Source organism: Defluviimonas salinarum (assembly GCF_026013545.1).
Classification (GTDB): domain Bacteria; phylum Pseudomonadota; class Alphaproteobacteria; order Rhodobacterales; family Rhodobacteraceae; genus Albidovulum; species Albidovulum salinarum.
This window is the reverse complement of sequence record NZ_JAPDOG010000010.1, coordinates 90,351-105,091: the sequence shown is the minus strand read 5'-3', so window position 1 is coordinate 105,091 and position 14,741 is coordinate 90,351. Positions and strand designations below refer to the sequence as shown.

At 67.1% G+C, this 14,741-nt stretch carries 20 protein-coding genes; 17 read left to right on the top strand and 3 right to left on the bottom strand.

The window, feature by feature from the left end; translation table 11 throughout:
* The first annotated feature begins 222 nt into the window (after window positions 1-222).
* The 10 genes from ffh to trmD all read left to right on the top strand — a co-directional run bounded on the left by ffh (window position 223) and on the right by trmD (window position 6,173).
* Window positions 223-1,737 (top strand): signal recognition particle protein, encoded by a 1,515-nt coding sequence (gene ffh, locus OM960_RS12580; protein WP_264772173.1) that lies wholly within the window; start codon window positions 223-225, stop codon window positions 1,735-1,737.
* Window positions 1,734-2,279, top strand: coding sequence for a GNAT family N-acetyltransferase (locus OM960_RS12575; RefSeq protein ID WP_264772172.1), 546 nt, complete (start codon window positions 1,734-1,736; stop codon window positions 2,277-2,279). Before ffh ends, OM960_RS12575 begins: the two co-directional genes overlap by 4 nt.
* A complete protein-coding gene (locus OM960_RS12570; RefSeq protein ID WP_264772171.1) occupies window positions 2,276-2,785 on the top strand; it encodes a GNAT family N-acetyltransferase in 510 nt (169 codons plus the stop codon). Before OM960_RS12575 ends, OM960_RS12570 begins: the two co-directional genes overlap by 4 nt.
* The gene (locus tag OM960_RS12565; RefSeq protein WP_263334760.1) at window positions 2,782-3,318 is read left to right on the top strand and encodes a GNAT family N-acetyltransferase; all 537 of its coding nucleotides are present in this window, start codon (window positions 2,782-2,784) and stop codon (window positions 3,316-3,318) included. Before OM960_RS12570 ends, OM960_RS12565 begins: the two co-directional genes overlap by 4 nt.
* Window positions 3,315-3,842: a GNAT family N-acetyltransferase gene (locus OM960_RS12560; RefSeq protein WP_264772170.1), complete on the top strand. Its 528-nt coding sequence runs from the start codon at window positions 3,315-3,317 to the stop codon at window positions 3,840-3,842. Before OM960_RS12565 ends, OM960_RS12560 begins: the two co-directional genes overlap by 4 nt.
* A 154-nt stretch (window positions 3,843-3,996) precedes the next feature.
* On the top strand, window positions 3,997-4,293 hold the full coding sequence (locus tag OM960_RS12555; RefSeq protein ID WP_263334763.1) for a chorismate mutase: 297 nt from the start codon (window positions 3,997-3,999) through the stop codon (window positions 4,291-4,293).
* 54 nt (window positions 4,294-4,347) lie between these two features.
* The gene (gene rpsP, locus OM960_RS12550; RefSeq protein ID WP_263334765.1) at window positions 4,348-4,704 is read left to right on the top strand and encodes a 30S ribosomal protein S16; all 357 of its coding nucleotides are present in this window, start codon (window positions 4,348-4,350) and stop codon (window positions 4,702-4,704) included.
* A gap of 11 nt (window positions 4,705-4,715) precedes the next feature.
* The gene (locus OM960_RS12545; RefSeq protein ID WP_264772169.1) at window positions 4,716-4,868 is read left to right on the top strand and encodes a hypothetical protein; all 153 of its coding nucleotides are present in this window, start codon (window positions 4,716-4,718) and stop codon (window positions 4,866-4,868) included.
* Window positions 4,858-5,364: a ribosome maturation factor RimM gene (gene rimM / locus OM960_RS12540; protein WP_264772168.1), complete on the top strand. Its 507-nt coding sequence runs from the start codon at window positions 4,858-4,860 to the stop codon at window positions 5,362-5,364. Before OM960_RS12545 ends, rimM begins: the two co-directional genes overlap by 11 nt.
* A gap of 68 nt (window positions 5,365-5,432) precedes the next feature.
* The gene (trmD, locus tag OM960_RS12535) at window positions 5,433-6,173 is read left to right on the top strand and encodes a tRNA (guanosine(37)-N1)-methyltransferase TrmD (RefSeq protein ID WP_263335050.1); all 741 of its coding nucleotides are present in this window, start codon (window positions 5,433-5,435) and stop codon (window positions 6,171-6,173) included.
* A 78-nt stretch (window positions 6,174-6,251) separates the two neighbouring features.
* Here trmD and OM960_RS12530 read toward each other — a convergent pair whose 3' ends face one another.
* Complete coding sequence (locus OM960_RS12530) at window positions 6,252-6,764, bottom strand: c-type cytochrome (protein ID WP_264772204.1); 513 nt, start codon at window positions 6,762-6,764, stop codon at window positions 6,252-6,254.
* A 536-nt stretch (window positions 6,765-7,300) separates the two neighbouring features.
* Here OM960_RS12530 and rplS point away from each other — a divergent pair.
* Window positions 7,301-7,684: a 50S ribosomal protein L19 gene (rplS, locus tag OM960_RS12525; RefSeq protein WP_263334770.1), complete on the top strand. Its 384-nt coding sequence runs from the start codon at window positions 7,301-7,303 to the stop codon at window positions 7,682-7,684.
* 11 nt (window positions 7,685-7,695) lie between these two features.
* A complete protein-coding gene (rpmE, locus tag OM960_RS12520) occupies window positions 7,696-7,917 on the top strand; it encodes a 50S ribosomal protein L31 (RefSeq protein WP_263334771.1) in 222 nt (73 codons plus the stop codon).
* A gap of 94 nt (window positions 7,918-8,011) precedes the next feature.
* Here the strand turns inward: rpmE and OM960_RS12515 are convergent, their stop codons facing one another.
* Window positions 8,012-8,530, bottom strand: coding sequence for a hypothetical protein (locus OM960_RS12515; protein WP_264772167.1), 519 nt, complete (start codon window positions 8,528-8,530; stop codon window positions 8,012-8,014).
* A gap of 252 nt (window positions 8,531-8,782) precedes the next feature.
* Between OM960_RS12515 and OM960_RS12510 the strand changes: the two genes are divergently transcribed.
* Entirely contained in the window at window positions 8,783-9,592 is an 810-nt protein-coding gene (locus OM960_RS12510) for a division plane positioning ATPase MipZ (RefSeq protein WP_263334775.1), read from the top strand.
* A gap of 6 nt (window positions 9,593-9,598) precedes the next feature.
* Here the strand turns inward: OM960_RS12510 and OM960_RS12505 are convergent, their stop codons facing one another.
* Complete coding sequence (locus OM960_RS12505; RefSeq protein ID WP_263334777.1) at window positions 9,599-9,775, bottom strand: hypothetical protein; 177 nt, start codon at window positions 9,773-9,775, stop codon at window positions 9,599-9,601.
* A 540-nt stretch (window positions 9,776-10,315) separates the two neighbouring features.
* On the opposite strand from OM960_RS12505, the gene OM960_RS12500 reads away from it, so the two are divergent.
* The 4 genes from OM960_RS12500 to OM960_RS12485 all read left to right on the top strand — a co-directional run bounded on the left by OM960_RS12500 (window position 10,316) and on the right by OM960_RS12485 (window position 14,731).
* Window positions 10,316-10,669: a hypothetical protein gene (locus tag OM960_RS12500; protein ID WP_264772166.1), complete on the top strand. Its 354-nt coding sequence runs from the start codon at window positions 10,316-10,318 to the stop codon at window positions 10,667-10,669.
* A gap of 13 nt (window positions 10,670-10,682) precedes the next feature.
* Window positions 10,683-12,713: a dynamin family protein gene (locus tag OM960_RS12495; protein WP_264772165.1), complete on the top strand. Its 2,031-nt coding sequence runs from the start codon at window positions 10,683-10,685 to the stop codon at window positions 12,711-12,713.
* Window positions 12,714-12,726: 13 nt separating this feature from the next.
* The gene (locus OM960_RS12490; RefSeq protein ID WP_264772164.1) at window positions 12,727-14,271 is read left to right on the top strand and encodes a dynamin family protein; all 1,545 of its coding nucleotides are present in this window, start codon (window positions 12,727-12,729) and stop codon (window positions 14,269-14,271) included.
* A gap of 88 nt (window positions 14,272-14,359) precedes the next feature.
* Window positions 14,360-14,731 (top strand): hypothetical protein, encoded by a 372-nt coding sequence (locus OM960_RS12485; protein ID WP_264772163.1) that lies wholly within the window; start codon window positions 14,360-14,362, stop codon window positions 14,729-14,731.
* The last annotated feature ends 10 nt before the right edge of the window (window positions 14,732-14,741 follow it).

Below are 14,741 nucleotides of genomic sequence, written 5' to 3'. Positions count from 1 at the left end.
GCCGGGCAAAACGCCCCATACCCCGCAAGACAACACGCGCTTGACTCAGCCCCCCCGCTCGCCTAAATCCTCCCGGATTCCGGAAGTTCCGTGCTTCCGGTCCCCGCAGATCAGGGGATCGCCACCAGTCAGCGCGTTGCGCCCACTGGTGCGATTTGCGTTTGGGCGCTTCCTCACTATCTGAGGGGCGGGGAAGTCAACGAGGCCAAGGAGGGCCGCGAGATGTTCGAGAACCTGTCAGAACGCCTTGGCGGCGTCTTCGACCGGCTGACGAAACAGGGCGCCCTCTCGGCCGAGGACGTCAAGGCCGCGCTGCGCGAGGTGCGCGTCGCGCTGCTCGAAGCCGACGTCTCGCTCCCAGTGGCCCGCGACTTCGTCAAGGCGGTCGAGGCCAAAGCCACCGGCCAGGCGGTCACGAAATCGGTCACGCCGGGCCAGCAGGTCGTCAAGATCGTCCACGACGCGCTCATCGACGTGCTGCGCGGCGCCGAGGATCCCGGCGCGCTGAAGATCGACAACCCTCCCGCGCCGATCCTGATGGTGGGCCTGCAGGGCTCGGGCAAGACCACCACCACCGCGAAACTCGCGCGCCGCCTCAAGGAGCGCGAGAAGAAGCGCGTCCTGATGGCCTCCCTCGACACCAACCGCCCCGCCGCTATGGAGCAACTCGCCATCCTCGGCACCCAGATCGGCGTCGACACGCTGCCGATCGTCAAGGGCGAAAGCGCGGTGCAGATCGCCAGGCGCGCCAAGCAGCAGGCGACGCTCGGCGGCTACGACGTCTACATGCTCGACACCGCCGGCCGCCTGCATATCGACGAAGTCCTGATGGACGAGGTCCAGGCCGTCCGCGATGTCGCCAAGCCGCGCGAGACGCTCCTCGTCGTCGACGGCCTCACCGGCCAGGACGCGGTCAATGTCGCCACCGAGTTCGACGCCAAGGTCGGCGTCACCGGCGTCGTCCTGACCCGGATGGACGGCGACGGCCGCGGCGGCGCCGCGCTCTCGATGCGCGCGGTCACCGGCAAGCCGATCCGCTTCGTCGGCCTCGGCGAGAAGATGGACGCGCTCGAGACCTTCGAGGCCGAGCGCATCGCCGGCCGCATCCTCGGCATGGGCGACATCGTGGCGCTGGTCGAGAAGGCCCAGGAAACGCTCGAGGCCGAACAGGCCGAGCGGATGATGAAAAGGTTCCAGAAGGGCCTTTTCAACATGAACGACCTCAAGTCCCAGCTTGAGCAGATGCTCAAGATGGGCGGCATGCAGGGCATCATGGGGATGATGCCAGGCATGGGCAAGCTTTCCAAGCAGATGGACGAGGCCGGCTTCGACGACACGGTGCTGCGCCGCCAGATCGCGCTGATCAACTCGATGACGAAGAAGGAGCGCGCCAATCCCGACCTCCTGCAGGCCAGCCGCAAGAAGCGGATCGCCGCCGGCGCCGGCCTCGAGGTGAGCGAGGTCAACAAGCTTCTGAAGATGCACCGCCAGATGGCGGACATGATGAAGAAGATGGGGAAGATGGGCAAAGGCGGCATGCTCAAGCAGGCGATGAAAGGCATGATGGGCGGCAAGGGCGCGATGCCCGACATGAACGACCCCAAGGCGATGGAGGAGGCCGCCAAGGCGCTGAAATCCGGCATCGGCGCCGGCATGGGCGGCGGCCTGCCCGGCGGGCTCGGCGGCATGAACCTGCCCGGCGGCCTCTCCGGCCTCGGCTTCGGAAAGAAGAAATGACCTGTCGGGTAACGCAGGACGCCGAAGGCCGTCCGGTCCTCAGGACCGAGAGGCTGCGCCTGCGCGTACCCAACGGCCGTGATCTTTCGCCCTCGGCCCGGTTCTGGGCGTCCAAACGCTCGCATCTGATGGGTGGCCCGTGGACGTTTGAACGGACGCGCGAAAGCTATCTCGACATACTCGATCAGTGGCGCCGCCACGGCTTCGGCCTGTTCACCGCAACGATTCGCGACAGCGACGACGGGATTGGCGCCATCGGCCCGTTCTACCCTGAGACCCATCCCGAACCCGAACTCGGCTGGAGCCTCTGGAACGAGGCGAACGAGGGCCGGGGCCTCGCCTTCGAAGCCGCATCGGCGGCGCGCGACTGGTTCTTCGCCACCAGCGGGTTCCGGACCGCCGTGTCCTACACAGACCCCGACAACGCCACCTCGCACCGCCTCTGTGAACGGCTCGGCGCGGTCGTCGATCCAGACGCCCGCCATCCTTACGGCGACGAACCGACGTTGACGTGGCGCCATGATGCCGGGAGGGCCGCATGACCCCTCCCACGCTCCAAACCGACCGCCTGATCCTCCGCGCCCCGAAGCTTTCTGACTTCGAGCACTGGGCGGCCTTCTTCGCCTCTCCCCGCTCGATCCCCGAACGCGGCATGATGAGCCGGGACGAGGCGTGGAAGAACTGGGCCGCCGATGTGGCCCTCTGGCCGCTCAAGGGCTACGGCGCCTTTGGCCTCGACGACCGCGCGACCGGCGCCTATGTCGGCGAGGTCGGCATCTACGAATTCGCGGGCTATCCCGTACCCGAACTGGGCTGGTTCGTGATCCCGGAAGCCGAGGGCAAGGGCTATGCCGCCGAAGCCGCCCGCGCCGTGATGCTCTGGGTGCGCCGAACCCTCGGCTGGGACCGGCTGATCAACATCGTCGACTCGGCCAACGACCGGTCCATCGCGCTCGGGCTGAAGCTCGGCGGCGTGATCGACCCGACCATCCCCGGCACCGATCCCGGAGACGTGGTGATCGTCCACGACATCAGGGGGCTGGCATGACACCAGTGCTCGCCAATACCCCGGTGATCGAGACCGAACGGCTCGCCTTACGCGCGCCGGCGGCCGCCGACTGGCCGGCCTGGCGCGGCTTCGCGATGTCGCCGCGCTCGGCCTTCATCCGCACCGAGGAGTTGGACGAGGGTCTCGCCTGGCGCGCCTTCGGCCATGTGATCGGCCACTGGGTCCTGCGCGGCTTCGGCATGTTCGTGTTCACCCTCAAGGGGACTGACGACGCCCTCGGCATGGCCGGCCCCTGGTACCCGGCGGGCTGGCCCGAACGTGAAATCGGCTGGACCGTCTGGAGCGAGGCCGCCGAGGGCAAGGGCTACGCCCGCGAGGCGGCGGCGGCGGCGCGCGACCACGCCTTCTCCGTCCTCGGCTGGACCACGGCGGTGAGCTACATCCACCCCGACAATGTCCGCTCGATCGCGCTCGCCGACCGGCTCGGCGCAACGCGTGACGAGAAGGCGGCGCATCCCTCCGACCGCCCGACCCTCGTCTACCGCCACCCCGCTCCGAGGATGCGCGCATGACGGTGACGCTCACCATCCCCGAACTCGCGACCGCGCGGCTCACGCTCAGGGCGCCGCGGCTCGACGACTTCGGCCATTACGCCGAGATCCTGATGTCGGACCGCGCCGAGCATATGGGCGGCCCCTTCGATCGCCACGCCGCCTGGCTCGACTTCGGCGCCGAGACCGCGAGCTGGCAGCTGCGCGGCTACGGCCCCTTCGCGATGGAGGACCGCGCGACCGGTCGCTTCGTCGGCATGTCGATCCTGCATTACGAGATCACCGACCCCGAGCCCGAGCTCGGCTGGATGACCACCGAGGAGGCCGAGGGCCAGGGCTTCGCCTACGAGGCCGCGGTCGCCACCCGCGACTATGTCTTCGACCGGCTCGGCTGGGACAGCATCGTCTCCTACATCGCGCCGGGCAACCGCCGCTCTGTGGCGCTCGCCGAACGGCTCGGCGCGCGCCTCGACGCCGAGGCCGCGCGCCCCGAGGCCTGCCCCGGCTGCCTCGTCTACCGCCACGACCGGGAGCCCCGCGCATGACCGTTCCGGCTTCTTCATTGCCCCAATACCCCGGGGTCCGGGGCAGCGCCCCGGTCCCGCCCCAGCCGCTTGCACCGTCGGTACGCCGTCTGTACGCGCGCTGCAGGCAGGCGGCACGCAAAACCGCCCCCCGTCCCCAGTCCCGGAGGCCCGAATGAGTGACCCGACGACCCGCGCCGCGAGCCTCCTGAAGGGCCACCGCGACTCGATCGACCGGCTCGACGCGATCCTGGTCTACACGCTGGCCGAGCGCTTCAAGCACACCCAGGCGGTGGGCCGGCTCAAGGCCGAGCACGACCTGCCGCCCTCGGACCCGATGCGCGAGGCCAGCCAGATCGAACGGCTCCAGCGGATGGCGCTCGACGCCGACCTCGACCCCGAATTCGCCAAGAAATTCCTGAGCTTCATCATCTCGGAAGTCATCAGGCATCACGAGCAGCTACAGAAATAACCAAGGAATGACAGGCACTTCGCCTGCGTCACAGCCAGATATAGGAGAACTGACATGGCTATGAAGATCCGCCTCGCCCGTGGGGGCTCCAAGAAGCGCCCGCACTACTCGATCGTCGCCTCGGACAGCCGCATGCCGCGCGACGGCCGCTTCCTCGAGAAGCTCGGCACCTACAACCCGCTCCTGCCGAAGGACAGCGAGGAGCGCGTTAAGATGAACATGGAGCGCGTCCAGTACTGGCTCTCCCAGGGCGCCCAGCCGACCGACCGCATCGCCCGCATGCTCGAAGCCGCCGGCGTCCGCGAGAAGGCCACCCGCGCCAACATGAAGAAGGCCGAGCCGGGCGCCAAGGCGAAGAAGCGCGCCGAGGAGAAGGCCAAGAAGGCCGCCCCGGCCGAAGCGTCCGAATAAGGCGCTGAACCATGATGGTCGGCTTCTTCCTGCGCCGGTTCGTCACCTTCGCGCTCTGCGGGGGCGCGTTCTGGCTCGGGATGAGGACCGACCGGCTCATGGTCCCCGAACCGGCCGCCGCCGCGGTGGCGGCCGCCTGCCCGGAGGCGGCGGATGGCAACTGACCGGATCTGCGTCGGCGCCATTTCTGGCGCTTTTGGCGTCAAGGGCGAGGTGCGGCTGAAAAGCTTCTGCACCCAGCCCGAGGCGATCGCCGCCTATGCCCCGCTTTACACCGAGGATGGCTCGCGCAGCTTCACCGTGAAGATCACGCGCGAGGTCCCCGGCGGCCTCGGCGCGCGGCTATCGGGCGTCACGACCAAGGAGGAGGCCGACGCGCTGCGCGGCGTGTCGCTCTTCGCCGACCGTTCGAAACTGCCGAACCTGCCAGACGACGAGTTCTACCATGCCGACCTGATCGGGCTCGAAGTGCTCGATACCGGCGGCCAGCGGCTCGGCACGGTCCGGGCGGTCTTCAACCACGGCGCGGGCGACATCCTCGAGATCTTCGCGCCGGGCCGCAAGACCGCGCTCCTTCTGCCCTTCACCAAGGCCATCGTGCCGACCGTCGACCTCACCGCCGGCCGGATCATCGCCGACCCACCGGAGGAAAGCGAGTGACGGAGGCGGACAAGCCGAAGTCCCATGGGCGCTTGCGGGTGTCCGTCTCGGCGCGGCCGCGCGATCTCATGGAAGAGCCGCTGCGTCTGAAGGGCGCCTGGACGGCTCGGATCATCACCCTTTTCCCCGAGGCCTTCCCCGGCACGCTCGGCCTGTCCCTCACCGGCAAGGCCCTGCAGGACGGGCTCTGGGGGCTCGAGACGATCCCTTTGCGCCCCTTTGGCATCGGCAAGCATCGCAATGTCGACGATACGCCCGCAGGCGGCGGCGCGGGCATGGTCCTGCGCGCCGATGTCGTGGCAACCGCCTTCGATCAGGCTGCCATCGGCACGCCCCCTGACCGTGCCAAGTGGCCGGTGGTTTATCTCTCCCCTCGCGGCAAACCTTTCGATCAGGCCATGGCCCGGCGCTGGGCCGGGACCGAGGGGATCACCCTGCTCGCCGGAAGGTTCGAAGGCGTCGACCAGCGCGTCCTCGATCACTACGCGGTCGAGGAGGTCAGCCTCGGCGACTTCGTCCTGACCGGCGGCGAGATTGCCGCGCAGGCGATACTGGATGCGGTAGTGCGGCTCCTGCCCGGCGTCCTAGGCAACGCCGCCTCGACCGAGGAAGAAAGCCATTCGCACGGGCTGCTGGAGCACCCGCAATACACGAGGCCCGCGGTCTGGGAGGGGCGCGAGATCCCACCCGTCCTCATGTCCGGCCACCACGGCGAGATCGCGAAATGGCGGCGCGCCGAGTCGGAGCGGCTGACGAAGGCGCGTCGGCCGGACCTCTGGGCAGCGCGGAAGGAAGGGGCGAACAAGTGACGCGCCGGTGTCTTGCCGCGTAGCGCGACCCAGCCTTCGGATTTCATCCGCCTCGTTGACGACCGGAAGTTGCGACCGTCACTGCGCCTGGATTGACTCCAGGAATTTGACCAGAGCGGTCACCCGCCCGAGTGCAAGCGCCTGCGCATCGACGTCATGGGGAACGGACTGCGACCGTTTAGCCGCGGTTTCAAAATAGCGATCGCCCCAGATCGGCATGTCTCGGTCCCCGTGAGGATTTATCATATTCTGCCCGTCAATGATCTCTTGAATTGTCCCGGTCGGGAATTGGCCGCTGTATCGAGCGGAGATTTGTGTCAGATCGGGCGGCTTCTTTTCGAGGACTGCGGCTACTGGACCGTCCCCGTGCGCTTCCGCACCGTGGCAAGACGCACAATGGGCCGTGAACTCTGCGTGGCCCAACTCGATCTGGGCGGCTTCGTCGAATGCCAGAGCCGCGCCGGTCCACGCGCCGACTGCGACGCTCACTCCTGCCGCAATTGGCGCGGCACGGCCGACAAATCTGAAAAGATGCATTTTTTCCTCCTTTGCCACATGCCGATGAACGAATGCCAATCGGTCGAGATCCACGACCAAGCCGGGGTCGCCTCAACGCCGTTGGTCTCAACACTTCGGCGTACCGCCGGAACGTGTAGTCAGGATTCTGACCACCATGCTCCACTCGTGATGCGACGCACTGATATGCATCAGTCGGCACGGCCGTTTCTGAGCAAGTGTGCTGGGTTGAGAATGCGCCGCCGTTCTGTTTCACCCTCGATCCGCAGGAACTGACCATGTACAGCAGCCCAACCCTGCTTGATTGCTCGCGGCGACGTGACCGCCTCGGATGATGAACTGCGCCTCGGCGCCCGGCAAAATTCGCTTGATCGCAAGGCGTAGCCCCCCTATACCCCGCCCGTCCGGGGCTCTCGCGAGTCGTCCGGACCTGTCGTTTATTGGCCAGGGCCCTTCGCTTTCTTCGGCAAGGTGCGGCCCCAGGGCGGCAGCAACAAGGAATGACGACCTGATCTCTGGCGGGCGCTCATGCGGACCCGGAAGAAGACCGAGAGCTCTGAGGCGCGCACATCTTCGCGGACAGAACCGCGAGCATTGGAAAGGATCACGCGATGAACCTGATCGCGCAAATCGAAGCCGAGCAGATCGCCGCTCTCGGCAAGTCCATCCCGGACTTCAAGGCGGGCGACACGATCCGTGTCGGCTACAAGGTGACCGAAGGCACCCGCACCCGCGTGCAGGCCTACGAAGGCGTCTGCATCTCCCGCAAGGGCGGCTCGGGCATCGCCGCCTCGTTCACCGTCCGCAAGATTTCCTTCGGCGAGGGCGTCGAGCGCGTCTTCCCGCTCTACTCGACCAACATCGACTCGATCGAGGTCGTGCGTCGTGGCCGCGTGCGCCGCGCCAAGCTCTACTACCTGCGCGACCGCCGCGGCAAATCCGCCCGGATCGCCGAAGTTACCAACTACAAGCCCAAAGACGCGGCCAAGGCCTGAGGAGCGGGACCATGAGAAAAGACATTCACCCCGACTACCACATGATCGACGTCAAGATGACGGACGGCACGGTCTTCAAGGTCCGCTCGACCTGGGGCAAGGAAGGCGACCAGATGGCGCTCGACATCGACCCGCTGGCGCATCCCGCCTGGACCGGCGGCTCGGCCAAGCTGATGGACACCGGCGGCCGCGTGTCGAAGTTCAAGAACAAGTATGCCGGCCTCGGCTTCTGAGCCAGCCGCATCGAAACGCAAAGCGCCGCCCCCTCGGGCGGCGCTTTCATTTTGGTCGGCCCGCACGTCGGGGCCGGCGCGTCGGGGCCCGCGCTCAAAGTGCCTCGGCGCAGCTCGCCCCCTTCGCGATGGCCTCGGCCGCCCCGAGCAGGCTGAAGCCGGCGATCGCCGTGCCGGCGGCGTCGCGGATCGCGAGATCGGGCTGACCCTCAGCCCCGATCCCGGTCGCCGCGGCCAACGCGGATTCGAGGTCGGAAAACGCGGTGCCGGTTTCGTCCGTTAAGAGGATCGCAAGACCGTCGATCCGTGCCGCGAGGCTCACCGGCGAGGCGGCGCCAACCGCGATTTCCACGTTGCCCGCGCCGTCCTGCCAGCTTCCGGGAACCTCGGTCCACTCGAAGGACTCGATGGTCGCGAACGCCCGGTCTGGCAGATGGACGAAGGTGAGCTTCGCGCCGGAGTCATCCACGGCCGAGGTGGTGACAAGGCAGCTGTCGTCGCGCCCCATAACGGTCCAGGCCGAATGTTCCTCGATGAAGGCGGCGGCCGAAAGCGTGGCGGGCGCAGCAATCAGGGTCAACGCCGCGGCTACGGCGCATTGCAGTCGTCTCAAGTTCAGGTCTCCCGTTCGCCCCCGCGCGGCAAAAGCATCAGAACGACGGAAACCGCAACCGGGAATTGAGCCCCGGCAAGCCGCCGGCGCTTTTCTCGGGCACGGCGGCATGCCTGCGGCACTCCGCATGGCATTCGCGCCACGAAAGTGGCACGAACACATGGGTGGCAGCTTCCTCCGGGTAAAAACACCACCTATAGTGGCGCCAACAAGGGCAGCAGCGGTGCCCGCCGGCGAAGCGAGGGCAGATTAGTGGCGCATATCATCGTCGTTGGCAACGAGAAGGGCGGCTCCGGCAAGTCGACCACCTGCATGCATGTCGCGACCGCGCTATCGCGGATGGGACACCGGGTCGGCGCCCTCGACCTCGACCTGCGCCAGCGGAGCTTCGGCCGCTACATCGAGAACCGGATCGCCTTCTGCCGCAAGCAAGGGATCGAGCTTCCGACCCCCGACTACCGCGAACTACCGGAGATCGACCAGGCCAGTCTCGCGGCCGGCGAGAACGTCTACGACCGGCGCCTGTCGGCAGCCGTGGCCGGGCTCGAGCGGGACGTGGACTTCATCGTGATCGACTGCCCCGGCTCGCACACGCGGCTGAGCCAGGTTGCGCATTCGCTCGCCGACACGCTGATCACGCCGCTCAACGACAGCTTCATCGATTTTGACCTCTTGGCGCGTGTCGACCCCGACACGAGCCGGGTCACCGGCCCGTCGATCTATTCGGAGATGGTGTGGAACGCGCGCCAGCTGCGGGCGCGGGCGGGGTTGAAGCCGATCGACTGGATCGTGTTGAGGAACCGGCTTGGCGCACAGCAAATGCACAACAAGCGCAAGGTCGGCGCGGCGCTGGAGCAGCTGTCCAAACGGATCGGGTTCCGCGTCGCGCCGGGCTTCACCGAGCGGGTCATCTTCCGCGAGCTGTTTCCGCGCGGGCTGACGCTGCTGGATCTGCGCGATGTCGGCGTCGAGGGGCTGAACATCTCCAACGTCGCCGCCCGGCAGGAAGTGCGGGACCTCGCACGCGAGCTGAATCTGCCCGGCGTCGAGGTCGATTTCTGAGGCCGTTCAGGCTACGCGCGGCATCCGGCGCGCGCGGCGACAGAACACGGTCGGACGCGCGATTTGATCGCCGCGTTCCTCGCCTTTCTCGGTTCCCATATGGATCAGACGCAGTTCGAACGCGTCCGGCTCCTCCGCCTTACGACGCGAGATACAGTGCAGGATGGCCGCCATGATTTTCATTTGTTGTGGTCCTTCGCATCTGCGTGCCCCTCACAATCGAGCCTGACCGCGATCCATGTCCGAATAGTGGCGCCCTAGCGGTCATTCGGAGGATTTCCGGTGAATGCAGCGCCCTCTCGATGCCCAGCCGAATACAATCCGTCAGAGCGAGTCGCTTTGTTCCCGCAGCAGATTCAAGGCGGCCCCGGTTACGCGCCCCCGCCGGGCGCAATTGTGGCAATGGGCGGGCGCGTCGACTGAGGTGGATGCCGGCCGGCGCACGCGCCAGACGCCTTGCAAACAAGGGTGGGAGCGCCCGGCGAGCGCTCGGAGGCGGTTACGAACCGCCCCGAAATCGGTGAAGCTCAGGCGTAATTGAACCACCATTTTGCCACAAAAAATTACTAGCGTTCACGGGGTGCCTTGCGAGTTTCGTCCCTGTGCAGCGCGGCGGCGGACTTGCTATCGCCCATCGGAGCAATGAGACCCATGACGGCTCAACGCATGACAGTTCCCGGCCTGCCCCCTGGCACCCCCCACGGTGCCAGGTCCGGCGATCTCATGCCTCGCCTGAGGGCTCTGGAGACCATCGCTCCCGGCATCGGCTTCGGCGTCCTGCTCACCGATTACGAGGGCACCACGGACTTTCTGGCGAACAGGGCACTGCCGCCGCTGACGCAGGACGATCAGCCGCCGCGCAGCTGCCAGCGCATTGCCGAACTCAGGAACGGCGGCTTCTACGAGCACATGCAGGTGTTCGTCAGCACGCCGGGGCTCCGCCTCACCCGCGACCACGTCAGCAAGCTGATGGTCGCCGCCCTCGACATCCTGTCATGCCTCGACCGGTCCGCCGGTCAGGTCCTCTCGTCGCTCGAGCATCTGCGCGAGGGGCATAACGATCGCAACCGTAACTAAGGAGCCCTCGAAGATGCTTGAGAACGCACCCTTCCTGACCTCCGCGAACACGACGCTTGCCAGGCTCACGTCGGAGTTCTCCGAACTCGCCGACACGCTCGACCGGCTTGGAGCGGCCGCCGATGCGCGCACCGCGTCGCGCGCGGCGGGGCTTAAATCGCGCCTTCAGTCCTTTTCACCGCGGATCACGCTCGTCGGCCAGGTCAAGGCCGGCAAATCGGCGCTGACCAACGTGCTCGCCGCCTCGCCCGGTCTCCTGCCCTCCGACGTCAACCCCTGGACATCGGTGGTAACCACGCTGGCGATCAACACGCGGGCGCCGGCGGATCCGACGGGCCCTGCCAACACCAAGGCGCGCTTCACCTTCTTCAACCGTGACGAATGGGACAATCTCGTCGTCAACGGCGGTCGGCTCGGCGAGCTTGCCGAGCGTGCCGGCGCCGAGGACGAGCTGATTGAGATCCAGCGCCAGATCGACACGATGCGGAAGACGACCGAGGCGCGGCTCGGCAAGCATTTCGAGCTGCTCCTGGGGCAGAACCATTCCTACGGCTATGTCGATCACGAGCTGGTGGAGCGCTACGTCTGCCTAGGCGACGGGCCCGACCTTTCCGATGCCGGCGCCGCGACCGGGCGGTTCGCCGACATCACCAAATCGGCCGAGTTCTACCTCGACGTTCCGGAATACGATTTCTCGATGACGCTGTGCGACACGCCCGGGGTCAACGACACCTTCCTGATCCGCGAGCAGATCACCCTGCGCAGCCTGCGCAATTCCGATCTCTGCGTCGTCGTGCTCTCGGCCCATCAGGCGCTGACCACGGTCGATCTTGCGCTGATGCGGATCATCTCGAACCTCGAGAACCGCCAGATCATCCTTTTCGTCAACCGCATCGACGAGTTGAACGATCCGATGGCGCAGATCCCCGAGATTCGCGCCGGCATCGAACAGACGCTGAAGAAGTTCAACATCGGCCCTGATGTCGCGGTGATCTTCGGCAGCGCCAAGTGGGCCGAGGCGTCGCTGACCGCCTCGATGCGCCTGCTCAGCCCGGACAGCCAGCACGCGCTCACGGCCTATGCCTCGAGCCGGCCCGAGAGCAAGAGCGAGAGCGGCTGGGAGACGATGTGGAACCTCTCCGGAGTACCCGACCTTCTCGAGGCGATCGGGGAGCGGGTCTGCGAAGGCACCGGCAAGCGCCAGCTCGAACGGACAAGGCGCAGCGCCCGCAACCTCGCCAACGAGGCCCGCGCCAAGGCCGTTGCCGCGCGCCAGCCATCCCGAGTAGTCAACATCAAGCTTGGCGAAGGCGGCGCCGCCGCCGCGATGCGCGAACTTTCCACCAGGTTCGAGACAGAGGTCGCGACGCTCTGCCAGCGCCTCCGGGATGACCTCTCGCAGCGCATGCAGACCGCGGAAGCGAGCTTCGTTAAGCGCGCGACGGATTCGCTCGTGACCTATCTCGAGCAGCATGGCGAGCAGGGCACCTGGAACTACGACCCGACCGGTCTCCGGGTCTTGCACCGCACGGCCTATGCCAGTTTCTCCCGCGCGCTCGCCGCGAAGGTGAGTACGCTCTACGGCGAGGCCGCCTCGCATGTGCAGGGGCTCTATCTCGTGGTGCTCGGCGACGAGCTTGCCGATTTCAGCGTCGAGCCGCCGCATCCGCCGCGGGTGCCGGCGCCGGTCGGACTCGGCCGGACCATCGCGCTCGACCTGCAGAGCACCTGGTGGCGGCGCTGGTGGCAGAAGCGGCGCGGCGCGAGCGCCTATGCCAAGGACTACGCCCAGCTGATCAGCGCCGAGGTCCACGCGATTTCCAAGGAGATCGAGGACAGCCAGGTCGCCGCGGTGCTCGAGAACACCCGCGCGACGCTGCGCGACTTCCTGCGGGAGCATGAAGAGACGATCAGCCGCATCACCAATGCCGACGCCTCCACCGACGAAAAGGCGGAAGACCCGCTGGCCGGTTTCCGCAGCGGCGGCGACGCGAATACGACCTTCAGCGAGATCCTCAAGGGTCTTGAAGAGATGGCAGCCTGAGCAGGACTGAAAGATGACCGACAGCAAGAACGAAGAGCGGCGCGAGGTGACGGCGGAGTGGATGTCCCGGCTTGAGGGCTGGGCAAGCCGCAAGCCGTGCATCGCGCTGATGGGGGAGTTCAGCGCCGGCAAGACGACACTCGTGAACTTCCTTCTCGGCGAGGACGTGCTTCCGACGCGCGTCACCGCCACCCAGTTGCCGCCGGTCTGGATGAGCTACGGCGAGCCCTCGGCGCATTACGTCGACACCGAGGGCCAGCACCACGAACTATCGATCAGCGACCTCCACGACGTCCCGGTCGAAGGGGTGCGCTATATCCGCCTGTTCTGCCGCGGCCGGATACTCGAGACGATAGACCTGATCGACACGCCCGGCATCTCCGACCCCTCGATCCCGCGCCACATCTGGGAGATCGCGGTCGGCTACGTCAACGCGATCCTGTGGTGCACGCATTCCACCCAGGCCTGGCGCGAGACGGAACGCAGCGCCTTCGAATCCCTGCCCGAACGGCTGCGCGCGGGCAGTGTCCTCCTCGCGACCCGCTCGGACAAGCTGACCGCGCCGGAGCGCGCGCGCGTGGCCGGGCGCCTGCGCCGCGAAGCTGGAGACCTGTTCCGCCAGGTCGTCATGTTCTCGGCCACCGACGCGATCAAGGCGAGCGGAGAGGACGAGGCGAGCGACCTCTGGGCGTCAAGCGGCGCGCAGGATCTTCTCGACGCGCTGCAAGAGGTCGCCCACGACATCGCCGACCGCCGCAAGGACATGCTGTCACGCTACGAGGTGGTCGGGACTTCCGCCACGAAACGCCCGGCACCACTCACGCTCGTCGCGGCCTCCGTGGACGACGAGGGCGCCCCCTCCCGGCCGCACGTCCTGCCGAGCCGCGTCGGCGGCACCATCCGGCCGATGCGCCCCGAAGCCCAGCCGCGCGCGCGCCTGAGCAGTACCGAAGCCAATACGCTGCGCACGCAGATGCTGGTCACCGCCACGCCGGACGGCGCCACGAAAGCGCCAGAGGCACCGGCCGCGATGCCGCTCATGCTCAAGGCGCCGATCAGGCCGGTTGAAGAGGAGGCTTCCGGCGAGGGGAAGGCGACGGCGACGGCGACGGCCGATCAAGACGACACAGACGAGGCATTCACCAGCGCTCCGGAGGAAGCCATCGAAGCCTATGAGGACGAGGCGTCCGCGGACAGCCTCGACGACGTCGACCTCAGCTGGTTCGCCTCGTCGACCACGGAACCCGAGAAGACGACCGCAGCATCGGACCCCCCCGAGGACAGCGAGTTGTCGACGGAGAAACCGGCCGAAACCACGACGGTGAAGGTCGAAGGCGCACCGGATCACGACAAGGACGACCTGCCCGGCTCGGTCGCGCTCTGGCGCGAAATCGTCGCCCGCTCGCCGCAGATCGAGACCGTGCCCGAGGTGCTTGGGCTGATCGAGGAATTCCTCCGCGCCGACGATGCCCGCCGCCGGCGCGAGGCGGCCTCGGCCGAACGCGCGGCTGAAGATAGCGCCGGCCGAACGCCGCTCCGCCTGCCGCGGCGCGCATGACAGTGAGCACTGTCCTATCCGTCGCGACCCTTTCCGGCCCGTCCCGCTCCGGGGCGGGCCGCTTGTCCATTTCCGAGGAGTCCGCGCCATGTCGTTTCGTGAAGTGATTGAGGCCGGGCTGGACTCGGCCCCCGACTGTATCGCGCTGTCCTATATCGATATGCGGGCACGGCTGGTGCTCAACTCCGCGAGCCGCACGCCCCTGCCGCAGGAGTTGCTCGACCGGGTCGCGAACGTGGCGGCCCGGCTGTTCCTCGGCCCCGCCTTCGGCACGGCCGGAACTACGTCCGAGAAGGCGGATCAGGCGGCGATCCTCGGCAGCCGCCATATCTACCTCTTCCAGCGCATGCAGACCTTGCCCGACCACGCCTTTTGCCTGTTTTGCGAGCGCGGAGCCGATGCAGCGGGGCTGCGCCGGCATGCGTTGTCCTTGCGTGCAAGGCTCGCACATGCTCTTTGAGCAGTAAGCC

What these genes read in the sequence shown, in the direction of transcription:
- OM960_RS12495 (WP_264772165.1), top strand. Translation starts at nt 10,683, where the DNA reads ATGCTTGAGAACGCACCCTTCCTGACCTCCGCGAACACGACGCTTGCC.
- OM960_RS12575 (WP_264772172.1), top strand. Translation starts at nt 1,734, where the DNA reads ATGACCTGTCGGGTAACGCAGGACGCCGAAGGCCGTCCGGTCCTCAGG.
- OM960_RS12570 (WP_264772171.1), top strand. Translation starts at nt 2,276, where the DNA reads ATGACCCCTCCCACGCTCCAAACCGACCGCCTGATCCTCCGCGCCCCG.
- OM960_RS12505 (WP_263334777.1), bottom strand. Translation starts at nt 9,775, where the DNA reads ATGAAAATCATGGCGGCCATCCTGCACTGTATCTCGCGTCGTAAGGCG.
- trmD (WP_263335050.1), top strand. Translation starts at nt 5,433, where the DNA reads ATGGAAGAGCCGCTGCGTCTGAAGGGCGCCTGGACGGCTCGGATCATC.
- rpsP (WP_263334765.1), top strand. Translation starts at nt 4,348, where the DNA reads ATGGCTATGAAGATCCGCCTCGCCCGTGGGGGCTCCAAGAAGCGCCCG.
- OM960_RS12490 (WP_264772164.1), top strand. Translation starts at nt 12,727, where the DNA reads ATGACCGACAGCAAGAACGAAGAGCGGCGCGAGGTGACGGCGGAGTGG.
- rimM (WP_264772168.1), top strand. Translation starts at nt 4,858, where the DNA reads ATGGCAACTGACCGGATCTGCGTCGGCGCCATTTCTGGCGCTTTTGGC.
- OM960_RS12565 (WP_263334760.1), top strand. Translation starts at nt 2,782, where the DNA reads ATGACACCAGTGCTCGCCAATACCCCGGTGATCGAGACCGAACGGCTC.
- OM960_RS12555 (WP_263334763.1), top strand. Translation starts at nt 3,997, where the DNA reads ATGAGTGACCCGACGACCCGCGCCGCGAGCCTCCTGAAGGGCCACCGC.
- OM960_RS12560 (WP_264772170.1), top strand. Translation starts at nt 3,315, where the DNA reads ATGACGGTGACGCTCACCATCCCCGAACTCGCGACCGCGCGGCTCACG.
- rplS (WP_263334770.1), top strand. Translation starts at nt 7,301, where the DNA reads ATGAACCTGATCGCGCAAATCGAAGCCGAGCAGATCGCCGCTCTCGGC.
- OM960_RS12545 (WP_264772169.1), top strand. Translation starts at nt 4,716, where the DNA reads ATGATGGTCGGCTTCTTCCTGCGCCGGTTCGTCACCTTCGCGCTCTGC.
- OM960_RS12500 (WP_264772166.1), top strand. Translation starts at nt 10,316, where the DNA reads ATGCCTCGCCTGAGGGCTCTGGAGACCATCGCTCCCGGCATCGGCTTC.
- ffh (WP_264772173.1), top strand. Translation starts at nt 223, where the DNA reads ATGTTCGAGAACCTGTCAGAACGCCTTGGCGGCGTCTTCGACCGGCTG.
- OM960_RS12485 (WP_264772163.1), top strand. Translation starts at nt 14,360, where the DNA reads ATGTCGTTTCGTGAAGTGATTGAGGCCGGGCTGGACTCGGCCCCCGAC.
- rpmE (WP_263334771.1), top strand. Translation starts at nt 7,696, where the DNA reads ATGAGAAAAGACATTCACCCCGACTACCACATGATCGACGTCAAGATG.